Raw genomic sequence first — 26,123 nt, 5'->3', positions numbered from 1 at the left:
AAAAGATAATAAATTAAAGATTTTAGAGACTGTATTTTCACAACTTTAAATCTTAAATAAACAACTTTGAACTTTAAACCTTCGATCTCCAATCTCAAATATAAATTATGAGTGTTTTAATTATTGTTTTCCTAACTGCAGTTGCTGCGTTATTTTCGGGAGTTTTTGAGCAAGGAAAATTCGCAAGATACATTGGGATTTTTGGATTAATCATTGCCCTGTATGTAAGTTTTCTGCCTGAAGCGTCTTTCTTCGAGCAGTACAGACATATGTATGATTACAGCGCAAATACGGCTTTATTCACAAAAATTTCTCTTGTAACAACTTTACTACTGTTCTTTCTGGGAGGTTTTGCATTCAGCAATCACAGAAGCCATCAGTCAGAATTATATGCATTGATGCTTTTTGCTCTTTGTGGAGGAATTATCCTTTTCGGTTTCCAGAACTTAGTGACTTTATTCTTAGGAATTGAGATCCTTTCTATTCCGTTGTACGTAATGGCGGGAGCAAACAAAACAGATTTAAGATCAAACGAAGCTTCTATTAAATACTTCCTGATGGGAGCATTTGCAACAGGTTTCCTATTATTTGGTATTGCATTTATTTATGGAAGTACAGGAACCTTCGATTTATATAAAATACAGGAATTCACGATCACGAATCCTAAAAACATCATGTTGATTTTAGGAGTTATCTTAATGCTTTGTGCAATGTCATTCAAAGTGGCTTTGGCACCCTTCCATATGTGGAGTCCTGATGTTTATGCAGGTTCACCTTCATTGATTACGGCTTTCATGGCGAGCGTGGTGAAGATCTCAGGTTTCTTTGCTTTGTTCAGATTAATGACGATTGGATTCTCTGGCGTTACTGCTGAATGGATCAACATTCTTGGAGTTTTCTTAATTATCACTTTAGTTCTTGCCAACGTAATGGGACTTGCACAAACGAATGCGAAAAGAATGTTGGCATATTCCTCAGTTTCTCACGCAGGATATATCGGTTTGGTATTCTTCGGGATGAATGCACTTTCTACGTATACTTTAGCATTTTACTTATTCGCATATTCACTTTCAACTGTTGGAGTTTTTATGTGTCTGATTTGGGTAGAAAAAATAAAAAGAGAAACATCTTTCGGAGCTTTCAAAGGATTGGCAAAAACAGAACCTTTATTGGCTGTTGTTGCAACTATTTCTCTACTTTCAATGGCAGGAATTCCGTTGACAGCAGGGTTTATGGGTAAATTCTCTTTATTTGCTCAGGCGTTGACAAAAGATGATAATACTTTCTTAGTAATTGTAGCTGTTTTAGGTTCAGCAATTTCAATAGCCTATTATCTGAGATTAATTATTGCGATGTTCTTCTTTAAAGAAACAACATTCAAAACTTCAGAAAAAGTTACTATTACTTACAATATCATTGCCGTTGTAATTATTGCATCTTTAGTTGTGTTGGGAGTCTTCCCAGACTTGTTTGCGAAACAGTTTGGTTTGTAGAAATCACTTAAAAATATAGAAAAAGCACAACAATTGTTGTGCTTTTTTATTTATCTAATTTTAAGATGATATGTTCTTTTAATCAAAAAAGTATTTATAAATATTTTAATATATAAGCAATGACTTTCTGATATAATCTTTTTTTAAACTAATTTTACCTCGTAATAATATAATATATATGAGAAAAATCGTATTGACAGGAATAATAGTCTTTGGGGGATTTCTAACAGCAAATGCACAGTGTAAAACGGTAACTACGCTTACAGAAAATTTTGATACCTGGAAAGAAATTAATAAGTGTTGGACTGCTCAGCAGGGAAAAGCAATGCTTTATGCTAGTGACAAAAAAATCGTTTTCTATTCAATGACTAATCCCGGAGAAAATATGTATTTGGTAACTCCAAAAATTAAAGCGGGAAAATACACACTGGCTCTTGATATTTCAGACAACGGTGGAGAAACTGCTTTGGAACTATTCTCGATCAACAAAACATCAGATACAAAATCATATGTTTCGATAGCTAAATCCTCAAAAATAACGGGAGGAAAAAAAACGTTTGACATTTCTTTGAAGAAAGATTCAAACTTAGGCCTGAAAGTTTTGCTGAATGGGGTGCATCAGGCAGTTTATGTAGATAATTTTTCTTTGAAGCCAAAAAAATAAACTATTTTCTGACTTAGGTTAACATTTATAATTGATTCTGGTATTAGAAATGCTGAATAAGTTTGATCTAAATATCAATTACCTAAACTTATTTCAAAGATGCATGGAGAAATATTTCACTATAATTATCTCATTCGATTTACCTTTTAAAAGACCTTTTTTCATACCTTTATCCTCACAATTTTTTTCAGATTTTGTCGAATTTTTACAAGAAAGAAAGTCCGTTTCAGGTTTTTATATCGTTCAAAAAATATTTGGATGTGTTGGAGCATATCCGGTATAATGATCGGTTAGAATATCGTGTCAGTTATGCAGAATCGTTAATAGAAAAAACCAAAAATTTCAAAGAATTACGGGATGGCTTTCAGGATCTCTCAGTATTTGAAAAACATAAAGATCTCATCAGACTTCTTTTAGCAGACCTCTTCCCTACCGGTTTGACGAGAAATGAAATTAAAGCTGCAGGAATTCCTCTGACCAATCTTACTTTTAATTATACTGAAAGATTTCAGAACATATTAAACGATGCCGGAAAAGATTTTGAAATAGAATTCAGAGATATCACCGATGATGAGTATTATGTTTTCTGTTGTTGCCTGATTTTGCAGACCTATTTAAAAAAAGACGTTAAGGTAACGCTTCCATTTTATTATGACATTCCCGACAAACAGGGAATTATGAAACATTATAAAATTACAGTCAATTCAGATTTCAGTGATGTTTATCCTGCGAAAGGAACAAAAATACCGCCTGATGAAATCTTAGACATGCTTCTTGAAAATTTAGACGATTTACCACTCTGGAAAAGATATTTCCCACCAGAATCGTGGGTTTTAAATGGATTCAGTATCATTTCACTTATCGACTGTACATCAGAAGTTGCTTTATCTGATCTGAAATCAAGTATGATCAAAATCGATCTTGAAAATCCTGCTCCGGATGAAAATCTGAAAGAAATCTTTAAATCTTACTTTGAAGTTGCAGAACTCAATTTTGGCTTAATGCTTTTTAACACCAAAAATAAAAGGCTTGAAAAACTTCCGATTTACGAAAATGTTTTCACCAATTATCTTCTTGATTTTTGGATCAATACTTTCGACGAAGAAGCAAGAAAAACGGCTTTTGAAAACATCAGTTACAACTCAAAACCGGTAGTGGTTTCTAATGTTGACAAACTCGATGACGAAATCAAGAAACTGCCTTCTTTCAGCATTTTAAAAGATAACAATATCAATAGTTTCATGGTCATTCCGATTATGAAAGATAACGAGCTTCTTGCAATGATGGAGTTTACATCACCTTTGGCAAACAGTCTCAATGGTCTAAAGCTGAAAAAACTGGAGTTTGTTGCAGATATGATTATTTTCTCTCTTAATAGATTTTCTTACGAAAGAAATAACCAAATTGAAGCGATTATTCAGCGTGAATACACCACAATTCACGACAGCGTTATCTGGAAATTCAGAAACGAAGCAGAACGGTATTTTAATGCTTATTTATCGAAAAAGATATACACCCTGAAAGAGATTTCGTTTAAAAATCTTACTCCGTTATTTAGCTTTTCCGATATCCGTGCTTCTTCTGAGAAGCGGTATAATCTGATGCTTGCAGATCTCAATCAGCAGATTGACGGCATTTGTGAAGTAATTGCTCTTTTGAATTCTTCAGAAGCAGAAAAATATACGCTGGCTCTTGATATTTTTGAAAACGAACTCAACAATGAGATCAAAGCCGACACCGAGCAGAGGTTTCAGAGATTTCTGAGAGAGGAAATCCACCCTTTTTTCCAGGCTAAGCTTGAGATCAAAACCGAAGAAAATATTAAAGATAAGATTAAAAATTATTTCAGTCAGGTTTTCATCCAGAACGATCTTTTTTACGCCAACAGGAAAAATCTTGATGATTCGATCACGCTTCTCAACCGAAAACTGGCCGATATTTTAGATGAGAAACAGGTGATTGCTCAGGAAATTTTCCCTCATTATTTTGAAAGATTTAAATCAGACGGCGTAGAGCATAATCTTTACATCGGTCCCAACATCGCTCCTGAATTAGCTTATTCTTCAAAATTCGTTCACGAACTGAGATATTGGCAATTAGAAACCATTTGTACCATGGAACATGAGTTTCATCTGTTCAAAAAAGATCTTCCGATATCTTTGGATATTGCTTCGCTGATTTTTGTTTATAACGAAAAAATTGACATCCGTTTCCGAATGGATGAGAAACGTTTTGATGTTGATGGTGCTTTCAATTCAAATTTTGAGATCATCAAGAAAAGACTTGAAAAAGCGCACATCAAAGATTCAACAGAAAGAATTACCTGCCCGGGAAAAATCACCATTGTTTATTTCGGCATGGAAAATCAACGTGAATACTTACAATACATCAACCGACTTCAAAAACAAAATGTTCTGAAAGCTGATGTTGAATTTTTGAAAGTTGAGGATCTTCAGGGAATTACTGGGTTGTTGGCAATCAGAGTTTCTTTTGTTTAAATAAATTATAAAGTTTCCAAATCAACTTTTAGACTTATTCTTAATTTCCTTCCAAAGCTTTACTAAGTCATCTACATATCTACCCATCATTGGAAATGCTTTCCCATTTTCTATTTTATAATATTCTTTAGGATATCTATATTTAATCAGTTCCACGGGAAGCTTACTAACATCAAAGTGTACCGATTTATCAAAACTTAATATAAATAGTATATTTTTCATAATAGTAATTTTAGTAATTAAGGACATTAATTTTCAGATGGGTTTCCATATTCGTCATAGTTTACTTTCTCAGGATTGGTAGAGTTTCCTTCTATTTTGAACAATACGGTAGTAGTCGCCTTTGTTCTTGTACATGGGTCTTCTTTCTCTTCTTCCGGCTCAGTTCCTTCACCGCCATCACCAGGATATGGGTAGCCAGCTTCGTTACCACTTCCATCACACTACCCAAACTCGTTGATGACACCAAGGCATTCATCAGACAACTGGTTGCATTTGATGATGGAGACCGTAGACCAATGTCCGGAGAATTGGGAGTTACTTTATACACTTCCAAACCGTCAATATTTACTTTAGCGAAAAAAGGAGTAGAAAAACTACTCCTTGAGATTATATCTGTTTTTTACCTTTTTTGCTATTGTTTTGTCAATATGATATTATCCTTTGGTAATGGTTCCGGATATTGATCTGGGGAGTAGTTATAAAAATAACAATCGGTATCCAAAATCTGATTACGCTGATCGAAATAAATATTCAATTGTGTTTTTGCTGCATTGGCAAAGGAAATATAAATAGTTCCACTCATTCCACAGATATCATTATCCGTGTAAGACATAATATATTTGTTGGTTATATTTTGAAATCCCACTCCTCGAACCTTTGCATCATTATCTGTTAATTGTAAATTATTAAACAGAATATTCCCATTACTGTCTACTGTTTTAAATTTCCCGATAATAATATCTGCATGATATTTAAGAGTAGTATTATATCTATAGATGATTTTCTTAAAAGTAATAAATAGAGTCTTGTTATTCCAAGTTCCTTTCCAAGTTCCTTCAAAAGCAGAAAGCTCATCGTTGGTATCTTTCATGTAATATCCTGCATCCTCCGGAATATCTGTATAGGTTCGTAACGGAACAATTGTTTGTTGGGTATATGATCTACATGAAATCACAAAAAAAAGTAATAAGAGTATATTTTTCATTCTTACTGTTTTGTCAACACAATATTGTCTTTAGGCAATGGCTCTGGTCTGTCTGCTTGTGCCCAGCCATGAAAATAGCAGTCTGAAGTTAAAACCATACTTGTCTGATCATAAGAAAAATTAAGTTGGGTCTTAGCAGGATTAGCAAAAGTTAAATAAATACTACCCCCTATACCACATATGTCATTGTCTCTATACGACATCAAATACTTATTTGTTATATTTTGAAAGTTTCCTCCTCTTATCTTAGCTTGATCATCAGGTAAAGCTAAGTTATCAAACAAAACGTTTCCGTTACTATCTAATGTTTTAAATTTTCCAATGATGATATCTTCATTATATTTCATGGTGGTATTATATTTATTAATCATTTTTTTGAATGTAATAAATATCGTTTTACCATTCCAAGTTCCTTTCCAAGTTCCTTCAAAAGCCTGAAGCTCATTATTGGTATCTTTTATATAATATCCTGCATTCTCAGGAATATCAGTGTATGTTCTTAAGGGAACAATTGTTTGCTGTGTATACGATTTACATGAAATCACAAAAAAAAGTAAGAAGAGTATATTTTTCATTCTTATTGTTTTGTCAATACAATTTCATCCTTTGGTAATGGCTCCGGGTATTGATCTGGGGAGTAGTTATAAAAATAACAATCGGTATCCAAAATCTGATTACGCTGATCGAAATAAATATTCAATTGTGTTTTTGCTGTATTGGCGAATGTCATCTCAATACCTCCACTCATCCCACATAAATCATTGTCCACATAAATCATCAAATATTTATCTGTTATATTTTGAAACCCAATCCCTTCAATTTTAGCTTCATTACCTGATAAAAAAGTATTATCAAAAAGAATATTTCCGTTACCGTCCAAGGTTTTAAATTTTCCTGCTATATAATCTCTGTTATACTTAAACGTGCCGTCATATTTATTAACTATTTTTTGGAATGTGATAAATATGGTTTTATTATTCCAAGTTCCTTTCCAGGTGCCTTCAAAAGCCTGAAGCTCATTATTGGTATCTTTTTTATAATATCCTGCATTCTCAGGAATAACAGTGTACGTTCTTAAGGGAACAATTGTTTGCTGTGTATACGATTTACATGAAATCACAAAAAAAAGTAAGAAGAATATGTTTTTCATAATCAATATTTTTAAATAGTTGGACAAGGGGTTTTGATCAAGGATTGGGTATTCGCATCATATTCCATTTTCTCTGAAGAATTGGGCGTTACTTTATATAATTCCAAACCATCAATATTTACACTCTCTTTTAAAAATTTCATAAAAGCTTTTTCCGCTTTATCCTGTGGAATATTGGAATGTTCTTCTTTTAAAGAATAAAATAGTTTTTCATATTCTTTTCGTAATGCAACAATGTCAAAACTTAAACCACTGGGAGACGTGCTTCCCGTATACTGAAACATATAGCTTCCTCCGGAAGTTACCGTCAAATAATATGCCTGCGAATAATCTCCGTACACATTGCCTGCCTGTTTTACCATCGTATACAAAAACACCATAATATCATCTGCTGAAGGAACCAATATACTTTGCCTGCCTTTGCAGTCATAATTGTTATGGGTGTGTCCGAAACCCGTTATCCCGGTCTTTACACTTGGAAGTTTAACATAATCTGCACAAGGCGGGCCGCTTACAGGCGTAAATGATTGTATTATGGAGCCGTTTGCATCAGCTGCTTTTTCATAAAATGCCTCTTCATGGTCTTTATCAAAATTTGCCTGTGTATTTAGTGCATTAAACTGGTTTTTAACCCGTTGATCTGCAAATTTAGCTTTTATTTTATCACAAGGGTCTTCTTCCTCTTCAGGCTCAGTTCCTCCACCACCTCCACCTCCGGGATAAGTATAGCCACCGTCATCACCGCTTCCTTCGCATTGTCCGAATTCGTTGATAACACCTACGCATTCGTCTTTTATTGTTTTGCACTTGATGATCGATACACTTTCCCAATGTCCGGATCCTGAATCCGGATCAGGATTACTTTCACTGTCTGGAAACCACATAGACATCCATTGTCTTGTACATGCCATTCCGTCTGTCTGAGCCGTAGAACCATCCGTCATTCCTGCTTTTTTGTGTTTAGCAAAAACCAATCCCTGAAAAAAAAGAAGATCGCTTTCGTCATGGGTATAATAGAAATAAATTTTGTTGCCGTGTCTTGGTACTTTCAGTACAGATATTACTTTTCCGTTGTCTACTACGGGTATTGCTACAAAGCTTTCATCGAAGCTGTCTACCGTAGTAGCATAGTTCCAGTAAGGGATTCCGTTTACTTTCTTGATGTCTGCCTCGTTTTCGGCATAGACTTTCATTACATTTTTGATGTACTTTTCATCCTGTTTCCAGAGACTTTTGTTGGTGTATTCTGTAGAAGAGGGGTCAGATGAAGAATAGATTTCATCGTGAATACAGGAATAGAGGGACAGTACTACTGCCATCATCAGGCAAAGCCTGAGAAATAAATTTTTCTTCATTATCATTATGTTTTAAAAAGTTAAATATATAATTTTTTTACAAACATAAGAAGAAAAACAAAATTAAAAGTAGGCAAATTTGCTTACTCTTAATTTATTGCAAAATCCAAATTTTACTTTGTGAGAGATTTGGATTTTATAAGATTGCAAAACATTGGAAGAAGACTCCAAGAATTGCGTCTGCAAAAAAATCTCACGCAAAAAGAACTGGCTTTTTTAGTAGATGTAGAAATCTCTCAGATTACAAGAATAGAAAGAGGCATCATCAATACCTCTGTTCTCAACCTTATGAGAATTACCGATGCTTTAGAAATATCTATAAGTGACTTTTTTAAAGATTTAGAAACTACAAACTAAGAAAAGCATACGCAAAAGAAAGTACAGAAATAATAATTCCTGCCATAAAAATCTGGTATGTTACTGAAAGGAGCTTGTATTTTCTGTCTAGAACTTTCCCTAAAAAATATAAATCTTTCACCATAGAATCGTAAATATAATCTCTGTCTTTGATGAGATCGTGCATCGAACTCAAGTAATGATCAAACTTCATCTGATGAAAATTCCCAAAGAATAAAAGATTCACTTTCCGGTCTTCAATATCCTGATTGGTAAATGTAGTTTTTGTCACATTCGGTTTTGTAGAAAGAATGGCAAAAATGATCGTCATCACACTTGATATCAACAGGAAAAATGTAGGAATAATCAAATGTGCATTTTTCGGAGTATCTAATTTCGGAACCAAAACAGAAAGACAAACCGAAATGATAATCGCATTCACCGAAAGCAAAATATTGGCTTTGCTGTCAGCAATATCACTCAATCTTGTATGATTATTTAAGGTAACTCTGAAAAGGGTATCTACACTTCTGTCAGATTTTTGCTCTTTATCTTTTTTAGAATCTGAATTTTCTTTCTTTGGTTTTTCTTCTTTGTCAAGCTTTTTTTCAAGCTTTTTTACATTCTTCATTTTTAGCGGCTCCCAATTTTCTTTAGCGTAGTCTGTAAAATATTTATGCTTGTTTTTCAGAAAATCTACATTCATCACGTTCCATTCATCATTAGAAAAGCACATTCCGCCAGTCAGTTCCCACTCTTTTCGCAAAGCTTCCGCAGAATCATTGTAAAACGGACTTGCAAAATGACTGAAATCTGCATCTTTCATGATTTGCTCAAGAAAGTTTTGTGGCTGATGATATTTTTCTGTCGAAAGGATCAATTTTGCAACCTCATCAATATATTCTTTTGAAGCATTCTCATGTAAGAGAAATTCTGTAACAATTTCCACTCCTTTTTTCTCATGACCTTCTGCATTACAATCGGTAAAACCCACATCATGAAACCAAAGAGCCAGCAAGACTTTTTCTCTGTCTGCCTCAGAAACTTCAGAATGACTGATGATCTCTTCAGCCTTATTGACAGCGTAGGTAGTATGAATAAAATTATGGTAAAAATATACAGAAGATAACTTATCTTTGAATAAGTTTTCAACATAATCTTTGGCTTTGTTTAAAACGTTCATTTCTGAATTTTTCTTAATGTAAATGTATGAATTTATCCTTTAAATTTGATCGAAAAATATTCTCGGCAATTGTGAGAACTGTCCTTCTTTCAGGATTTCTGTTTTCTTGTGCAACCTATAACGTACAAAAAGGAAAAAACTTGCATGAAATACAAAATTCTGATGCAAAAACTGAAAATGATTTTAAAATTTTCCTTGTTGGGGATGCCGGAAATGCAGATGAGCCGCAAGCACAGCATACTTTAGATTTCATTAAAAATAAACTGGATTCTGCTGATAAAAACTCCATGCTTCTGTTTTTGGGAGACAATATTTATCCGCTGGGAATGCCAAAAGAAAGTGACAAAGGTTATCCTTTAGCCAAACAAAAACTGGAAAACCAATTAGCCATAACCAAAAATTTCAAGGGGAAAACGTTGGTTATTCCCGGAAATCACGATTGGTATCACGGTTTGGAAGGCTTAAAAGCTCAGGAAGAATTTGTAAAATCATATTTAAACGACAAAAAATCTTTTTTACCTAAAAATTCTTGTCCGATTGACGATATTAATTTAACCAAAGACATCAAACTGATTGTTCTTGATTCTGAATGGGCTCTTATCAATTGGGACAAATATCCAGGAATCAATAAAGGCTGCGAAATCAAGACGACAGCAGATTTTTATGCCGAGTTTAAAGATTTAATTACAAAAAATCAGGACAAAAGAATCATTGTTGCTTTGCATCATCCCGTCATCAGCTCGGGTGTTCATGCAGGTTTTAATTCGGCTAAATCTCACCTTTCATCATTTCAGGGAAAACTTCCTGTTCCCGGAGTTGCGAGTCTGATCAATGTTTTGAGAAGCTCTTCCGGTGCGAGTATGGAAGATATTAGCAATGCACATTATGCAGAATTTGCCAATAGAATCAAAAGTATTATTCAGGATAAAGAAAATGTGATTTTGGTTTCTGGTCATGATCACAATCTACAATATCACGAAAACAAAAATATTAAGCAAATCATCAGCGGTGCGGGTTCTAAAACAGATCCGGCAACGATTGTTAAAAAAACGGACTTCTCTTCAGGCGGGAGTGGATTTGCTGTTTTAAATCTCAGAAAAGATTTAAGTTCAGATGTTGAATATTTTTCGACCAAAAATAATAAACTTGAGAAACTAACACAGATTGCAGTCCTTAAAAAACCAGAAGAGTTTCAAAATAATTATCCCGATGCTTTACCAGCAACCGTAACATCTACGATTTATTCCGAAAGACAGACTAAAGCAGGAAAATTCTATACTTGGCTTTGGGGAAATCATTACAGAAAATATTATGCACTTCCGATAGAAGCCAAAACAAAAAATCTTTCAGACATGAATCCCGGATATTCTCCTGTCAGAGAAGGTGGCGGAAACCAGTCGAACAGTCTTCGTTTGAGAACCAATGACGGACAGGAATTTGTGATGCGGGGAATCAAGAAAAGTGCAGTCCGTTTCTTGAATGCACAGGCTTTTAAGAAAAACAGTTTCGGAAGCGAACTCAACAATACTTTTCCAGAAAGGTTTTTACTGGATTTCTATACAACCAATCATCCGTTTACAGGATTTGCTGTCAACAATATGATTGATAAACTTGGGATTTTCCACAGCAATCCTGAATTGTATTACATTCCGAAACAAAAATCATTAGGAAGATACAATCAAAACTACGGCGACGAACTGTATATGATTGAAGAACGCTTTTCTTCTGATCCTAAAACTTTACAGTCATTGGATAATGCTTCAGACATTGTTTCAACTTCAGATGTTCTGAAAAATATGCGAAAAGACGGTAAATATTCAGTAGATCAGGATCTTTACATCAGAGCAAGAATTTTTGACATGCTGATCGGCGATTGGGACAGACACGAAGATCAATGGAAATGGGCTGAGTATAAAATAGGTGACAAAGTGATTTATAAACCGATTCCTCGTGACAGAGATCAGGCTTTCAGCAACTACGATGGTGCAGCTTTTAAAGTTTTAATGAATATTCCTGCAATCCGTCACATGAAAACATTTAAAGATGATATTAAAAGCGTGCGTTGGATGAATATGGAGCCTTATCCTATGGATTTAATCTTCTTAAAAAACGCAAATCAGGAAGACTGGACGAATCAGGCAAAATACATTCAGGAACATTTATCAGATAACGATATTGACCGCGCCTTTGATAATTTACCTAAAGAAGTTCAGGATGAAACGATTACAGACATTCAGAGAAAACTGAAGCTGAGAAAAGGCAAACTGGAAGATTATGCAACCAAATACTTTGATGTTTTGCAGGAAAAAATTCCATTGACTGGAACCGTTAACAAAGATAAATTCGTGATTACTAAGACAGGAAATTCTGTCGAAGTAAAACAATATCAATTAGACAAAAACAAAGGTGAAAAATTGGTTTTTGAAAAGAAATACGAAGATGACAAAACTAAGGAACTTTGGATCTACGGTTTGGAAGAAGATGATATTTACGAAGTTTCAGGAGAAGGAAAATCAAAAATCAACATCCGATTAATTGGTGGTTATAATCATGATATATATAATGTAGAAAATGGAAGGAAGGTGAAAATTTACGATTTTAAATCTTCAAAAAACACCTACAATGCGAAATCTGCAACCAAACATATCACCGACGATTACGATGTTAATACCTACAACTGGAAGCATCCGAAATACAATTTCTTCGCAGGATATCCAATGGCGAATTTCAATCCTGATGACGGAGTGATTTTAGGAATTGTTGCTAATTACACTGTCAATAATTTCATCCGTGATCCTTTTACCCAAAAGCATAGTTTAAGCGCTAATTTTTACACCGCAACCGGCGGATTTAATGTTGGTTACAAAGGAATTTTCAAAAAAGCAATCGCTGGTTGGGATGCGGGAATTGATGCAACTTATACCACTCCGTTTTTTGCAAGAACGTTCTTTGGTTTAGGTAATGAAAGTTTGAATGATGCTGATGAAGACAACAGAGACTACAACAGAGTGCGTATTTCTCAATTTAAATTTGCACCTTCCATCTCAAAAACAAGCTGGCTGAATCTGAAGCATCAGTTTCAGTTGAATTTTGAACATGCTAAAGTAGAGGTTAATGATGACCGTTTTGTAGCTGTTTCTCCGGATGTGAACCCAGAAGTTTTCAACGGACAACAATTTGCGGGAGCGAACTATACGTTTAGTTTTAAAAATTTAGATAATAAAGCTTTCCCTACTTTAGGTTTAGAACTGATTTTAAATGCAGGTTGGAAGGCGAATATTTCGGAATTCAATCAAAACTTCGCCAATTTCAATGGAACCTTAAATGTCTTCCACAGAATCGATAAAAGAGGAAAATTTGTGTTTGCCAACTCGAGCAACGCAATGATCATCAACAATAACAATTTTGAATTTTATCAGGCTGCAGCCATCGGCGGAAACAACGGAATGCGTGCCTACAGAAATGAAAGATTTGCCGGGAAATCATATTTCGCCAACAATTCTGAAATCCGATGGGATTTTGGAAGAGTAAAAAACAATATTGTTCCGACCAATATGGGAATTTTAGTCGGTTATGATTTGGGAAGAGTCTGGAAAGATGGTGAACAGTCTGACAAATGGCATCAAGGAGTTGGTGCAGGTTTCTGGATGAATATTCTGGAAACGTTCTCTGCGAGAGTCGATTATTTTATCGGTGAAGATGGCGGAAGGATTTCCGGTGGTGTGGGATTGAGTTTTTAACAGTCATTGACTGCTTTATTTAACCTTCTTAAATAAATTTTGTAGAGTTTGTCATTCTGAAAGAATCTATACAACATATTAGATAAGCTATTGAGACTCCTACGGAATGACAAACTTGATATTTATTTTAAAGAAAACTGATAAACATTCCCACCTGTTTTCTTATCCTTTTCATCGGCAATCAACAACGTTTTATCATCAATAAAAACAATGGCTTCTTTTTGCGAATTATGATTTAAAGGTATTTTCTGAACTTTGGCTGAACTAAAATCATTCGCTGTAAATCCGGAAAGTACATTGATATTTTTATGATTTAGAAGCACAATCTGATTTTTAGAATTGATGGTAGCTGAAGTAATTGCAGCATCAGTGTAACCGCCTTCCAATTTCAATTTACCTACCAATTTCGCTTCAAAATTACCTTCTTTATTTGGAATTTGGAAAACTAAAAAAGTTCCATCAAAACCTTTGCTTCTGTTTTTTGTGAACAAATAAAAGTTACCGTCTTTTTCAACAAATGCTTCGCAATCGTACAGTAAATTTGATTTTTTTGGAGGAAATTCAGTCTGCCCTTCGTAATGAAATTTCGTAGTCTGAATAACCTTTGTTGACTTCTGAGAATCAGTTTTCAAATCTAATTTTAAGATAGAAAGATTCTGTCTGTCATTTTCATTATTTCCAAAATCTCCGATATAGATATTTCCGGCTGCGTCTTTGGTAATATCTTCCCAATCGTTATTTTCGGAGTTTTCCACCAAAACATCGGTAGTCAATTCTCCTTGTCGGTTTAATCCGTAAACTACATTTTTATTTCCGGCATCTTCGATTGCCCAAATCGTTTTCTGATCCTGCGAAAGTGCAATTCCTGAAACTTCTTTCAGCTTTTTGGGCAGAGAAAATTCTGTTTTCAAAGAATCTTCTTTTACTTGAGTATTTTCAGTTTTCGGATTGCATCCTATAAATATAAGTGAACAAATCGCAGTAAGAATATGCATTTTCATATGTAGATTTTATTGTTGTTAAAAGTCATATGCTATCGCTGAGTCTTCATTGGGATTAGATTTCCAAATCATGGCGATTTCATTAGTTTTTATTTAAAATTTTTATTTCATCCCAAAGTTCGTCCATTTCTTCCAAAGTCATATCTTCCAATTTTAAATTTCTTTCTAAAGCCAAATTTTCCATTTTTTGGAATCTTGAAATGAATTTCAGATTAGTTCGTTCCAAAGCTGAATCAGGATTTAAACCTGAAATTCGGGCATAGTTGATCAACGAAAAAAATACGTCTCCCAATTCCTGTTCTTTTTTATCTAACTCAGTTTCATCATGAAATTCCTGAATCTCTTCATCTACTTTTTTCCATGCATCTTCAGCATCATGGAATTCAAAACCAATTCCTTTTACTTTATCCTGAATTCTGTAAGCTTTCACCATACTTGGCAAACCTTTCGGAACGCCACCCAAAATAGATTTATTGCCTTCTTTGAGTTTCAATTTCTCCCAATTCTGTTTTACTTCTTCTTCATCCTTCACTTCAACATCTCCATAAATATGTGGATGACGGAAAATCAGTTTTTCATTCAATGAATTGATAACATCGGCAATATCAAAAGTTTCTTTTTCTGAACCAATTTTAGCATAAAAAACCAGATGCAGAAGCACGTCTCCTAGTTCTTTTTTAATTTCAGTTAAATCTTCCCGCAACAAAGCATCTGAAAGTTCGTACGTTTCTTCCAACGTTAAATGACGCAACGTCTGAAGTGTTTGTTTTTGATCCCATGGACATTTTTCACGAAGGTCATCCATAATATCCAAAAGTCTTCCAAAAGCTTCGAGTTTTTCCTGTCTGGTGTTCATAATTGAGAATTAAAAAGTAGTACAAATTTAAGCAAATCTTTATTAGTTCTTTTGTCTTAAAACAAAAGAACCAAAAGTTCAAGACTTGGAAACTTCCGCTAAAAATTAAAAGTAAATCCTAAAATTCCCAAAACTTGCGCGAGTTCTAAATTTGTTTTTTAGTTCAAAAGTATTGTCGCGCTTCAAACAGTGGGAATTTCTTAACGGATTAACTTTTAATTTTCTTAACGCTCCATTTTCCTAAGTCAAATTTTTAGCCCAAAAACAAAAAACCTTATCATCGCTGACAAGGTTTTATATAAATTCAGATAAAATAAATTATCCCATTTTTCTGTGTGTACTTTTTGTAGCTGCTTTTGCTCCTGAGCTTGCTTTTACTTTTGGAGTTGCAGGTTTGTCAGCTTTTGGAGCTGCTTTTTTCGGAGCTGCTTTGTCAGCTGTAATATCTGCTTCCGTGCTTTCTCCCTCTACAGTTTCCGGTTCTGCTTTTACGAAGCTTTCTGGCGTAATATATCCCGCTTTGTGAAGAATATTATACCATTGAGCCAATTTTTTAATATCAGAATAATAAACCCTTTCTGTATCATAATTTGGAAGAGATGCTCCCATAAATTCTCTCAATTCTTCGTCAGTAGACTTATGAGAAATTGTTTCTTTGTACTCGTAATTTTTAGCAATATTTTCAAAAACTTCAAACAAAGGAACTTCTTTGTCGAATGTGAACATTGCAATATTATCCAACAAACTCACCTGACTTGAGTTACCGATGCTTACTTTCTTTTTTGTTGTAACGTCTTCAATAATAAATCCGTTTTTCAATTGCGAAACTAATTTGTAAAGACCTGGTTTACCAGAAATCGAAATTATTTTTTCTAACAGCATAATCTTATTTTTTTTAATTTTTAGCAATTTGCTCAAGACAAACTGCAGTTTATTGTTTACTTATTTCTATTTTATTATTTCGGAAATCTCATTTTGTAGTTGATTGATACATCACCCTGAGAGATTTTCACCAATTTACCTTTTACCAGTTTTTTCTTTAAAGAACTTAAATGATCGGTAAACAGCGTGCCTTCAATATGGTCATACTCATGCTGAATTACGCGGGCTCTAATATCGGAAAAAGTTTCTGTATGCTTCACAAAATTTTCGTCATAATATTCTATAACGATCGTACTTTTTCTCTTCACATCTTCCCTCACATCAGGAATCGAAAGACATCCTTCATTAAATTTCCACTCTTCACCCGATTCTTCAAGAATCTGAGCATTGATGAATACTTTTTTGAAATCTTTCAGCTCTTCAGCAATATCTTCATAATCTTCATCTTCTGCCAAAGGCGAAACATCTACAATAAACAGACGGATGTCTAAACCAATCTGTGGTGCAGCCAAACCAATGCCATTGGCGCTGTACATGGTTTCAAACATATTATCTATGAGCTCCTGCAAACCGGGATAATCTTTATCTATATCTTTTCCCACTTTTCTCAAAACAGGATCTCCAAAGGCTCTAATTGGTAAAATCATCTTGTTCTTTGTTCTAAAAAATTCTGCAATATGATGGTTGCACTTACTTTATCTATTAATCCCTTCTCCTGTCTCTGTTTTTTGCTCTTCCCGCTTTGGGAAATAAAAAACGAAGCCATTTTTGACGTAAATCTTTCATCCAAACGATGAACCTGAATATCCGGAAATTCAATTTTAAAACTTTCTATAAACTTTAAAATATCAGTTTCCACGTCAGAAAGGTTTCCCCGCAAATCAATCGGAAGACCTACTACAATGTCTTCTACTTTGTTTTCACTGAAATATTTTGTCAAAAATTCCATCAAAAACTTTGTTTCTACAGTTTGCAGTGCGCTGGCAATAATCCTCATATCATCGGTCACGGCAATGCCACAACGAGCCTTTCCGTAGTCTATCGCAAGGATTTGTCCCATAAGTCTGCAAATTTAAGAAATTTTAATGATTTTATTCATAACGCAGATTTTTTTATAAAATGATGTGACATTCAACGATTTTTTTTTATAATTTTAATATTCCAAACTCAGAACTATGAAGAAACTCATCTTAGTAAGACATGCAAAAAGTGACTGGCCGGAAGAAACGGAAGACTTTGACAGACCATTGGCAGACAAGGGGTTACAGGATGCTTTGAAAATGTCTAAATTTTTAAAAAACAACAGCGTAGCGATTGACTATTTAGTTTCCAGTCCGGCGGTAAGAGCCTTAAATACGTGCAAAATTTTTAATCAGACCTACAGGCTGAATTATGTTACCAATGAGAAATTATACAATCCATCTGAAAATAATTTTCAGTCGGTCATTTATGATTTGAATGATGATGTCAATTCAGTCGCTTTTTTCTCACACAATAATGGAATTTCAAATTTTGCCAATTCGATTTCGGAAGATATTTTTCATTTTCCTACGTGCGGTGTTGCTGGTTTTGAGATCAGTTGTGATTCTTGGTCGCAATTTGACGGAGCTGATAAAAAACTTTTATTTTTCTATGAGCCGAATAAGATCCAATTATAATTTTATTCTAATGAAAATCCGATTGAATACTTTCATTTTGACAGCAAGCATTTTTTGTTTGGGATATATTCTATTTTTAGTGTATTATTCTTCAAAAATGGAAAAGATCAATTTAATAAATGTATTTGCAGAAATTCTGACAATTCCGATCATCCTTGGAATGGTTTTCTTTTTCCTCTTTAATATTTATATTTTAATTAAAAATAAATTTAAATCTGTATCAATAAATATTTTGAGTTTGAGTGTACAGTTAGTCTGCTTTTTAACAATGTTTTTTGCTGATTAATAATTTTCAAAGTTTTTGCTGAAAAAAATAAAAAAAACGGACTGAAGTCCGTTCCTATTGATCATTAAACCATTAAGATTTATTAAGTTGATCAATATCTCTAATTTCATTTTAAATCTTAATGGTTCATTTTTTTTATTTTCTCTTCAAATCCAGATCATCAAAATCAAAACTAAAATCTGTAATATCAGAAATTGCTTTTATTTTTGCAGATTGAGCTTTTCCGTTTTCATCATAATTGAAAATAATATAAGCATCTGCATCGTAGCTTCTGTCGTCCCATTTGATAATGAAAGAATTGTTTGAATAGGGAAGCAATTCGCCTTTTAATCGTGGAGAATTCTGACAGGAAATTCTGTATGTATTTCCTCGCTGAATAATGTCAACATCACCAAACCAGATATCATTGTATTTCCCAACAAACTGTTCCGGCTTTGGCTGTAGATTTTTCTCTTTTTTAAATGCATCAGATTTGGCAAACGCTTCTTTTTTCTGCGTCTCATATTCTGCATCGGCTTTCCTTATTCTGTCGCTGTAAGTTTTTAACCAGTTTCTGTCAGCAATTCCCAAGTAAGAATCTTTTACAGTATTGGTAATTGTATTAAAAGCTGCTCCAGACTGTTGATTGGTCAAAACTACAATTCCCAATTTCATATCAGGAATCAAAGTAAACTGAGTTACCGTTCCAATTAAACCTCCTGTATGCTGAATTTGTTTATGACCTTTCACATCGCTCAAAAACCAACCCAAACCATAACCGTAAAAACCTGTATCATAAGGATTTTTCATCGCAACCGGACTTGTAATTTGTAAATTCCAAAGTTGCTGAATCTGTTTGTCTGAAACCAATTTCTTTCCGTCTTTAGTCGTAAAGCCGTTTAAAAGAAATTCTGCCCAAGTCGTCATATCTTTGATATTACTCATGATTCCACCTGCAGCATTTCCTGTTTCATTCCAGTCGTGAGGAACTGCAATTGCTTTTCCGTCAACCGGAGCGTGAGCGTCAATTTTGTTGATAACCGCTTTTGCTCTGTTGTAACTTCCAAAACTTGAATTCATTCCGATGGGTTTCATAATTCGTTGCTCGATAAAATCTGCCCAATTCAATCCCGAAACTCTGTGAATAACTTCTCCTGCAACGATAAACATGATATTATTATAATCTAAAGTCGTTCTGAAAGGATTTTCAGGTTTCAAATATCTTACATTATGAACAATATCATTGACGGTTAGATTCCCACCTTCAGGAAAAAACATCAAATCGCCCTGTCCAAGACCTAATCCGGCTCTGTGTGTCACCAAATCTTTTATCGTAACATTTTGAGAAACATAAGGATCATACATCTGAAAGTCAGGAATATATTTTGAAACTTTGTCATCCCAATTCAGTTTTCCTTCGTCTGCTAAAATCGCTAAAGCTGTACAGGTAAATGCTTTAGAATTGGAAGCAATGCCTACTAAGGTTGTATCATCCATTGGTTGTTTTGTCAACAGAGAACGTACTCCAAAACCTTTTGAATAAATAATTTTGCCGTCTTTGATTACTCCAACCGACATTCCCGGAACATCGAAAGTTTTTAAGGCATTTTGGATCAATTCGTTTAATTTCTTTTCTTCGACCTGAGCGAATACGATAAAAGAGACAAGAACAAAGAATAGGGATAGTTTTTGCTTCATTTTTTTAAATTTTTCCAAAGTTAATCAATTCGGTATTATTGAGTAAATTTGCACTTCAAAAGAAATTTTCATTGAACAATGACTAAAATCCTCCTCCTCTCCGATTCTCATTCTTACATAGATGACCGAATTTTAGATTACGCTCAACAGTCTGATGAAATTTGGCATTGCGGAGATTTTGGAAGTTTTGATATTATAGAAAAACTTGAAAAAATAAAACCTTTAAAAGGTGTTTACGGAAATATTGACGGCGCAAAAATTCGTTCAGAATTTCCCGAGGTAACACGCTTTTTTTGTGAAAATGTAGAAGTTTTAATGATTCATATCGGTGGTTATCCCGGAAAATATACACCTTTAGCACAAAAAGAAATCTCTGAAAAAGCGCCGAAATTATTTATTTCAGGGCATTCTCATATTTTGAAAGCGATGTTTGATCAGAAAAACAATCTTTTACACTTAAATCCGGGAGCTTGTGGAAAACAAGGTTGGCACAAAATGAGAACGATGATGCGATTTGTAATTGATGGTACGGAAATTAAAGATTTAGAAATTATTGAATTGGGTTCAAAGATTTAATTGTAATTAATAAATTTCCGGCATATTTGTCATTCCGGAGGAATTAAATTTATTTTTAAAAAAATTTAGTATTGAGATTCATGCGGAAGAAAAACTTTAAGTAGATATTTTGTTTAGAAAAAATTATGAAAATAGGCGATAAAGTTTCGGTAGTGGATGAAGATTTAAGCGGAGTAATCACTTCGGTAAATGGAAATATCGTGGTTTTCAAAGACGAATATGGTTTTACCTATCAATATCCGAAAGAAAAACTGGTTCCGAAAAATGCTTCTATCTACGAAAATATGAAAGTAGTACGAAAGGCAGAACCCAGAAAAGTAACTTCAAAAAAACACGATAAAAATCCCTTGGTTCTTGACCTTCATTTTCATAATTTGGTCAAAAATCCGAATGACTACGATAGTTTCGAGAGATTGTTTATGCAGAAAGAAAAACTGATTCAGACCATTAATTTTTGCAGAAAAAATCATTTAAAAAGGCTGGAAATCGTGCACGGAATCGGCGATGGTGTACTTCAGAAATTAGTCTGGGACGTACTTGAAAGTCAAACTGGTCTGGATTTTTACAACAAAGAAATACTTCATCACCAATCGGGTGCAATAATGGTAGAATTTCACTAAATTTGCAGCAATTGTCATATGAACGTACTCAATTTACTTTTCACGAAAGACGGACTCATCTATCAGATTACCAAGAACAAAAATGTTTTGGAAGAGAAATCTTATCTGGTTGATGAAGAATCTCCGAAGAATTTTATTGCTCAAAAACTTGAAGAAGTTTTATTGAAACAAAGGTTTGATGAAGTTTCCGTAATATCAGCTTTAAACCATTTTACGCTGATGCCTGAAGGTTTTGCGGAACATGATGCAGGATATGATCTCATTTCTTTCAATGCACCTGTTGATAAAGAGAATGAAGAATTGATGCTTTCGGTAAATAAAAAATTCAATGTACAGTTCTATTATACTTTCCCAAAAGATTTTTATCGCAAAATTAAAGACCTTTCGATTCCTGTGAGATTCAATTTCTCGGGAGAAAAATTTTTAAATTCTATTTATAATAAGAACAAAAAGGAAATTCATATCAACCTTTATCATAATCAGTGTGAGTTTTTTGCCATTGATAACAAGAAAGTAATTTTATACAATAATCTGGATGTCAATTCGGAAGTAGACTTTCTTTATTTCGTGATGTTTACATTAAGCAAAATCGGTTTTGGAATCAACGATACGAACTTTTTTGTTTACGGCGAAACAACAGAAAACGAAACGTTTATTTCAGAACTTCAGAAGTTTGTGAAAAACATAAAAATTGTTTTTGATAACATTCCGAATAAGAATTTCATCCTTAATTAGGTTGCAGGATACAGTTTTTAGAATTTAGTTTCTATTGCTACCTTTTACCTACTATCTAAAACTAACAAAAAATGTACAGAATAATTGCCGGCAAGTGGAAAGCCAAAAAAATAGCAGCTCCGAAAAATTTTGATGTAAGACCGACCACTGATTTTGCAAAAGAAGCATTATTCAGCATTCTTGAGAACACGTACGATATGCAGTCGATATCTGTTCTTGATCTTTTTGCGGGTATCGGATCAATCACTTTTGAGTTTGCTTCAAGAGGCTGCAAAGATCTTACTTCGGTCGAAATGAACCCGAAACACACTTCTTTTTTAAATTCTACAGCTTCAGAACTGGGTTTTAGTTTAAATGTAAGTGTGCAGCGTGGTGATGTTTTTGACTGGCTGAAAAAATTCAGAAATAAAAAATCCTACGAAATCGTATTTTCTGATGCTCCTTTCGAAATGGAAGAGAAAAAATATTACGAACTGATTTCGTTGGTTTTAAATAATAAATACCTGAAACCGAATGGTATTTTGGTGATTGAGCATCAAAGCAGGTTGAAATTTGATCATCCAAATTTCGTTGATACCAGAAGATACGGAAATGTGAGTTTCAGTTTTTTTAAACCGAATCAGGAAGAAACAACAGATTTAGAAGAAACAGATAATCAGGAAATTTAATTCCTGATTATTTTTTTTGAGTAAGATGAAGCTTCTCTACCCCATTTTGCAATTTCTTTTACGACCGGAATCAGGCTTTCTCCAAATTCTGCTAAGCTGTATTCTACCATCAACGGAGGTTTTTCCGTGAAAACTTTTCTGTCAATTACTCCGTCTTCTTCCAATTGTTTGAGTTGGAGGCTTAAAGTTCGTTCCGTAATCGTAGGAATCAGTTTTCGCAATTCGTTGTATCTTTTAGCGCTGTCGATTAAGTGAAACAAAATAACGGCTTTCCATTTTCCGCCAATAAATTTCATCGTTACACTCGTACTGCAGGGATAGGATTTATTATCAATTGTAAACATTTTGTACTATCATTTTTATCCGTTATTGCAAAGATATTAAACTTTAATTAGTTTTGTAACTATAAAATTGATAGTATGAGTTTTTTAGAAAAAATGCAAAAGAGATATACGGTTAAAAAGTATGATTCTCAGGTAAAAGTAGATCCGGAAAAGATAGATGAGCTTAAAGCAATCTTAAATTTAAGTCCATCTTCGATCAACAGTCAGCCCTGGAATTTTGTTTTTATAAACGATCAGCAAACAAAAGAGAAGTTTTCTGAAATTTCTTATCACAACAAAGAAAAAGTGATTGAATGTAGTGATTTGATTGTCTTTCAGGTATTAAAAAATGTAGAAGATTTTGAAAAACAAATGCACGAAAATCTACCAGAAGGCGCGATTGCATATTACAATTCAATGGTCAAACCAAAAGGAGATTTAGAAATAAAATTCTGGATGAGAAATCAGGTGTATCTTTCTCTCGGTGTTTTACTTTCTGCATGTGCCGATATGGAAATCGATTGTACTCCGATGGAAGGAATAATGCCTGACAAGTATGATGAAATTATACAAAACGATGTATATGAATCAATATTTGCTGTAGCGATTGGCAAAAAATCTGAAACTGACAGTAATCAGCCGGCAATTACTCCCAAGAGAAGATTGGTTTCAGACAAAATAATTGTAGAACTTTAAGAAACAAAAAGACTCATTTCTGAGTCTTTTTTTATTTATAATACTTTCAATTCTAAGTCGATAGTTTTTCCGAAGAACTTTTTTGAAATTTTTTCAAAGTTTTTGGTGATATCCGAAAGATAAAACTGATAGGTTGGTTTCGGGTTATTCTGATTTAATAAATTGTATTTATCCAAAATAATATTGAGATGGTTTGCAACAATATTCGGCGAGTCTATCACACGAACACGATTTCCGTAATATTGTTTGATTTCGTCAATCAAAAGCGGATAATGAGTACATCCTAAAATCAAAGTTTCGATATTTTTCAATTTAGCATTACTCAGATAATTATAAATGATCGAATGCGTGATCGGATGATTTTTAAAACCCTCTTCAATTGCAGGAACCAACAATGGCGTCGCCAATTCATCAACTTTGATAAATTTGTTATGCTTACGAATGCTTTTTTTGTATAAACCTGAATTTACCGTTGCTTTCGTAGCAATCACTCCCACATTGGTATGAATCTCGTAAGAAACCTTTTCAGCAACCGGATTGATCACATCAATTACCGGAACTTTTCCTGAGACAGCTTCCATCACCTCATTCAAAGCATTTGCTGTGGCCGTATTACATGCAATTACAATCGCTTTGCAGTTTTGCTCAAGTAGAAAATTGGTAATCTTCGTAGAATATCCTATAATCGCTTCTTTAGATTTTTCACCATAAGGAAGATGTTTTGTATCTCCAAAATAAATAAGATCTTCATTGGGAAGAAGTCTCTTGATCTCTTTGGCAACCGTTAAACCTCCCACTCCGCTATCAAAAATTCCGATAGGCTGCTTTGGTGAAAGATGCGAATAATCCTGTTTTTTAGTTTTCAAACGAATGAAATTTTATGCAAAAATAGTGAATAGAATTTAGAATTAATTAAGATTACTAATTGAAAAATCTTTCGGATATCTTACTTTATAACTTACTCTAAATTTTTTTGTCTCTGATGGAGAAATTTTAACATCCCAAGTTAAATATCCTTTTTCTTTGTCCTGTTCTGCATTATAGGTTTGTAATAATTCTATTTTAACCGACTCGTCTTTACTAAGTGGAAACTGATCTTTTATTTCTATCTCAATAGCCTCTTTTTTATTATTCCTTACGACAATATCATATGTAATTGTCTTTTCCTGATAAGATGAAAACATTTTCACACTAGATTTATCATCAATTACCTCTTTTCTGACACTGATTTTCTTATCATCCCCAAGCGTAATACTTAATTCATCAGTTGTCTGATTGGGCTTAATTGTTGTTTCGCCAATATACATATTTTCAAAAACAATGTTTGCCGAAGCCGAAATTAGATTATATTTATTAAAATCTTTAATTTTAGCAATTAAGAAGGCATCTTTATTATATTTTGGCGCAACAAAATACTTATAAACTGCGGGGATTTTTTCCTGTTTCAAATTAATAAAATTCTCCTGATCATTAGAGAGAATATCATAAGGTACATCAACATCAAAGCTGATATTAAACTGATTTTCAATAGACCTGAAACTCGCTCCCACAACAACTACTTCTTCAATATTTTTTTCTCTACTTATTGTATCGGAAATATATCTTCCTGAATTTACGACAGATTCGTTTTGCTGCTTATACGATTGTAAAAACCATGGATTTAAAACCGGTGCAGTACTATTTCTGCTCGATCTTCCATTGATTAAAGAAAGTTTCACCCCCTTCCAATCGAGACCTGTATCTTGTCTGACTTTTGCTTTAAACAGAACATCCAAAGGCTCAGAAAGTTTATTTCCTCTTACTTCATAAAAAGGTTCCCAAGATGCATTTTCTGCTAAATAACTAATATCTGCTTTCACATTTGCAGCAGCAGAGCTCATTACTTTTAAAATTAAAACTCCGTCAGAAGATGCTTCTTCCATTTCAGAATTAATTTTCAGGCTGCTTCTCAATCGGTTTAATTTTTTTTGAAGGTCAGTGTTCTTTTTGTTGATTTGAGATATTGCTGTACTGATTTCTAATCTTTTGGTCTTATAATAATCTGCGAGCTGCATCAGTTGAGCCACACTAGAAGTATTGCTTCCAACTAGAACAGTCTGATTTTTATCTAAAAGCTCAAGCGTTTTGTTGTTAGCTTCAAGCTCCATACTTGCTTTATAAACAATATCTTCCAGCAGTGTAATGCTGTCACTAACTTTTTTGATACGTGGATTTGTATTATCCATATCATAATCAGACGTATAATTATCCGTAAATTGAACTGATAGAATGCTTACATTTTTATTGTTAACACTTACCTGCAACGACTTTTCGAAAATTTCCTCAGAAATATTTGTAATAATAACTTCCGAAGCTCCGGAAGGGATAGAAAAATTTGCAGAATTTTGAAGCTCCGCTGAACTTCTGTAAACATTTACAGCATTAACTTTTGCCTTGACAAATATGGGTTTTTGAGAATAATGTAAAACTCCAAGAAATACTAAAAACAGTAATAAACTTTTCTTCATTGGTTATTATAT

At 33.7% G+C, this 26,123-nt stretch carries 26 protein-coding genes; 11 read left to right on the top strand and 15 right to left on the bottom strand.

Going from position 1 to position 26,123, the window contains the following annotated elements; translation table 11 throughout:
- The first annotated feature begins 107 nt into the window (after nt 1-107).
- The 3 genes from K0R77_RS15585 to K0R77_RS15575 all read left to right on the top strand — a co-directional run bounded on the left by K0R77_RS15585 (nt 108) and on the right by K0R77_RS15575 (nt 4,655).
- The gene (locus K0R77_RS15585; RefSeq protein WP_300354383.1) at nt 108-1,493 is read left to right on the top strand and encodes an NADH-quinone oxidoreductase subunit N; all 1,386 of its coding nucleotides are present in this window, start codon (nt 108-110) and stop codon (nt 1,491-1,493) included.
- A 178-nt stretch (nt 1,494-1,671) separates the two neighbouring features.
- Nucleotides 1,672-2,157 (top strand): hypothetical protein, encoded by a 486-nt coding sequence (locus K0R77_RS15580; RefSeq protein ID WP_300354381.1) that lies wholly within the window; start codon nt 1,672-1,674, stop codon nt 2,155-2,157.
- Nucleotides 2,158-2,351: 194 nt separating this feature from the next.
- Nucleotides 2,352-4,655, top strand: a complete 2,304-nt coding sequence (locus K0R77_RS15575) for a GAF domain-containing protein (RefSeq protein WP_300354378.1) — start codon at nt 2,352-2,354, stop codon at nt 4,653-4,655.
- Between the two features lie 21 nt (nt 4,656-4,676).
- On the opposite strand, the gene K0R77_RS15570 is transcribed toward K0R77_RS15575, so the two are convergent.
- The 5 genes from K0R77_RS15570 to K0R77_RS15550 all read right to left on the bottom strand — a co-directional run bounded on the left by K0R77_RS15570 (nt 4,677) and on the right by K0R77_RS15550 (nt 8,367).
- A complete protein-coding gene (locus tag K0R77_RS15570; protein ID WP_300354375.1) occupies nt 4,677-4,877 on the bottom strand; it encodes a hypothetical protein in 201 nt (66 codons plus the stop codon).
- A 412-nt stretch (nt 4,878-5,289) separates the two neighbouring features.
- The gene (locus K0R77_RS15565; RefSeq protein ID WP_300354373.1) at nt 5,290-5,862 is read right to left on the bottom strand and encodes a DUF6705 family protein; all 573 of its coding nucleotides are present in this window, start codon (nt 5,860-5,862) and stop codon (nt 5,290-5,292) included.
- Nucleotides 5,863-5,864: 2 nt separating this feature from the next.
- Nucleotides 5,865-6,437 (bottom strand): DUF6705 family protein, encoded by a 573-nt coding sequence (locus tag K0R77_RS15560; protein ID WP_300354371.1) that lies wholly within the window; start codon nt 6,435-6,437, stop codon nt 5,865-5,867.
- A 2-nt stretch (nt 6,438-6,439) separates the two neighbouring features.
- Entirely contained in the window at nt 6,440-7,012 is a 573-nt protein-coding gene (locus K0R77_RS15555) for a DUF6705 family protein (protein WP_300354369.1), read from the bottom strand.
- A gap of 11 nt (nt 7,013-7,023) precedes the next feature.
- Nucleotides 7,024-8,367, bottom strand: a complete 1,344-nt coding sequence (locus K0R77_RS15550) for a hypothetical protein (protein ID WP_300354367.1) — start codon at nt 8,365-8,367, stop codon at nt 7,024-7,026.
- Between the two features lie 120 nt (nt 8,368-8,487).
- On the opposite strand from K0R77_RS15550, the gene K0R77_RS15545 reads away from it, so the two are divergent.
- Complete coding sequence (locus tag K0R77_RS15545) at nt 8,488-8,724, top strand: helix-turn-helix transcriptional regulator (protein WP_300354365.1); 237 nt, start codon at nt 8,488-8,490, stop codon at nt 8,722-8,724.
- Here K0R77_RS15545 and K0R77_RS15540 read toward each other — a convergent pair.
- Entirely contained in the window at nt 8,714-9,886 is a 1,173-nt protein-coding gene (locus K0R77_RS15540) for a Pycsar system effector family protein (RefSeq protein ID WP_300354362.1), read from the bottom strand. The genes K0R77_RS15545 and K0R77_RS15540 overlap by 11 nt on opposite strands.
- Nucleotides 9,887-9,912: 26 nt before the next feature.
- Here K0R77_RS15540 and K0R77_RS15535 point away from each other — a divergent pair, with 26 nt between their 5' ends.
- Nucleotides 9,913-13,626 carry a metallophosphoesterase gene (locus K0R77_RS15535; protein ID WP_300354359.1) on the top strand — a complete coding sequence of 1,238 codons (3,714 nt, stop codon included), beginning with the start codon at nt 9,913-9,915 and terminating at the stop codon, nt 13,624-13,626.
- 122 nt (nt 13,627-13,748) lie between these two features.
- Here K0R77_RS15535 and K0R77_RS15530 read toward each other — a convergent pair whose 3' ends face one another.
- The 5 genes from K0R77_RS15530 to ruvX all read right to left on the bottom strand — a co-directional run bounded on the left by K0R77_RS15530 (nt 13,749) and on the right by ruvX (nt 17,425).
- Complete coding sequence (locus K0R77_RS15530; RefSeq protein ID WP_300354356.1) at nt 13,749-14,627, bottom strand: hypothetical protein; 879 nt, start codon at nt 14,625-14,627, stop codon at nt 13,749-13,751.
- Between the two features lie 82 nt (nt 14,628-14,709).
- A complete protein-coding gene (gene mazG, locus K0R77_RS15525; RefSeq protein ID WP_300354353.1) occupies nt 14,710-15,483 on the bottom strand; it encodes a nucleoside triphosphate pyrophosphohydrolase in 774 nt (257 codons plus the stop codon).
- Between the two features lie 318 nt (nt 15,484-15,801).
- On the bottom strand, nt 15,802-16,365 hold the full coding sequence (locus K0R77_RS15520) for a DUF5606 domain-containing protein (RefSeq protein ID WP_300354350.1): 564 nt from the start codon (nt 16,363-16,365) through the stop codon (nt 15,802-15,804).
- A 74-nt stretch (nt 16,366-16,439) separates the two neighbouring features.
- Nucleotides 16,440-17,012, bottom strand: a complete 573-nt coding sequence (def, locus tag K0R77_RS15515; protein ID WP_300354347.1) for a peptide deformylase — start codon at nt 17,010-17,012, stop codon at nt 16,440-16,442.
- Nucleotides 17,009-17,425, bottom strand: a complete 417-nt coding sequence (gene ruvX / locus K0R77_RS15510) for a Holliday junction resolvase RuvX (RefSeq protein WP_300354344.1) — start codon at nt 17,423-17,425, stop codon at nt 17,009-17,011. The genes def and ruvX overlap by 4 nt, the downstream gene beginning before the upstream one ends.
- Nucleotides 17,426-17,540: 115 nt before the next feature.
- Here ruvX and K0R77_RS15505 point away from each other — a divergent pair, with 115 nt between their 5' ends.
- Nucleotides 17,541-18,023 (top strand): histidine phosphatase family protein, encoded by a 483-nt coding sequence (locus K0R77_RS15505; RefSeq protein WP_300354341.1) that lies wholly within the window; start codon nt 17,541-17,543, stop codon nt 18,021-18,023.
- Between the two features lie 421 nt (nt 18,024-18,444).
- Here the strand turns inward: K0R77_RS15505 and K0R77_RS15500 are convergent, their stop codons facing one another.
- Complete coding sequence (locus tag K0R77_RS15500) at nt 18,445-19,986, bottom strand: serine hydrolase (protein ID WP_300354339.1); 1,542 nt, start codon at nt 19,984-19,986, stop codon at nt 18,445-18,447.
- A 78-nt stretch (nt 19,987-20,064) separates the two neighbouring features.
- On the opposite strand from K0R77_RS15500, the gene K0R77_RS15495 reads away from it, so the two are divergent.
- From K0R77_RS15495 to K0R77_RS15480, 4 genes are all read left to right on the top strand, one after another.
- A complete protein-coding gene (locus K0R77_RS15495) occupies nt 20,065-20,562 on the top strand; it encodes a metallophosphoesterase family protein (RefSeq protein WP_300354337.1) in 498 nt (165 codons plus the stop codon).
- Nucleotides 20,563-20,687: 125 nt separating this feature from the next.
- Nucleotides 20,688-21,182: a Smr/MutS family protein gene (locus tag K0R77_RS15490; RefSeq protein WP_300354335.1), complete on the top strand. Its 495-nt coding sequence runs from the start codon at nt 20,688-20,690 to the stop codon at nt 21,180-21,182.
- An 18-nt stretch (nt 21,183-21,200) separates the two neighbouring features.
- Complete coding sequence (locus tag K0R77_RS15485) at nt 21,201-21,917, top strand: DUF3822 family protein (protein ID WP_300354332.1); 717 nt, start codon at nt 21,201-21,203, stop codon at nt 21,915-21,917.
- 71 nt (nt 21,918-21,988) lie between these two features.
- Complete coding sequence (locus K0R77_RS15480; protein ID WP_300354329.1) at nt 21,989-22,585, top strand: RsmD family RNA methyltransferase; 597 nt, start codon at nt 21,989-21,991, stop codon at nt 22,583-22,585.
- Here the strand turns inward: K0R77_RS15480 and K0R77_RS15475 are convergent.
- The gene (locus K0R77_RS15475) at nt 22,582-22,929 is read right to left on the bottom strand and encodes a helix-turn-helix domain-containing protein (RefSeq protein ID WP_300354326.1); all 348 of its coding nucleotides are present in this window, start codon (nt 22,927-22,929) and stop codon (nt 22,582-22,584) included. The genes K0R77_RS15480 and K0R77_RS15475 overlap by 4 nt on opposite strands.
- 75 nt (nt 22,930-23,004) lie before the next feature.
- On the opposite strand from K0R77_RS15475, the gene K0R77_RS15470 reads away from it, so the two are divergent.
- Complete coding sequence (locus K0R77_RS15470; RefSeq protein WP_300354324.1) at nt 23,005-23,604, top strand: nitroreductase family protein; 600 nt, start codon at nt 23,005-23,007, stop codon at nt 23,602-23,604.
- A 35-nt stretch (nt 23,605-23,639) separates the two neighbouring features.
- Here the strand turns inward: K0R77_RS15470 and murI are convergent, their stop codons facing one another.
- Nucleotides 23,640-24,470: a glutamate racemase gene (gene murI, locus K0R77_RS15465; RefSeq protein ID WP_300354322.1), complete on the bottom strand. Its 831-nt coding sequence runs from the start codon at nt 24,468-24,470 to the stop codon at nt 23,640-23,642.
- A gap of 42 nt (nt 24,471-24,512) precedes the next feature.
- Nucleotides 24,513-26,111 (bottom strand): DUF4139 domain-containing protein, encoded by a 1,599-nt coding sequence (locus tag K0R77_RS15460; RefSeq protein WP_300354320.1) that lies wholly within the window; start codon nt 26,109-26,111, stop codon nt 24,513-24,515.
- Between the last annotated feature and the right edge of the window lie 12 nt (nt 26,112-26,123).

The sequence above is a fragment of the Chryseobacterium sp. genome (assembly GCF_029240215.1).
Lineage (GTDB): Bacteria > Bacteroidota > Bacteroidia > Flavobacteriales > Weeksellaceae > Chryseobacterium.
Note: the sequence above shows the minus strand (reverse complement) of the source record. Positions and strands in the feature narration are given on the sequence as shown.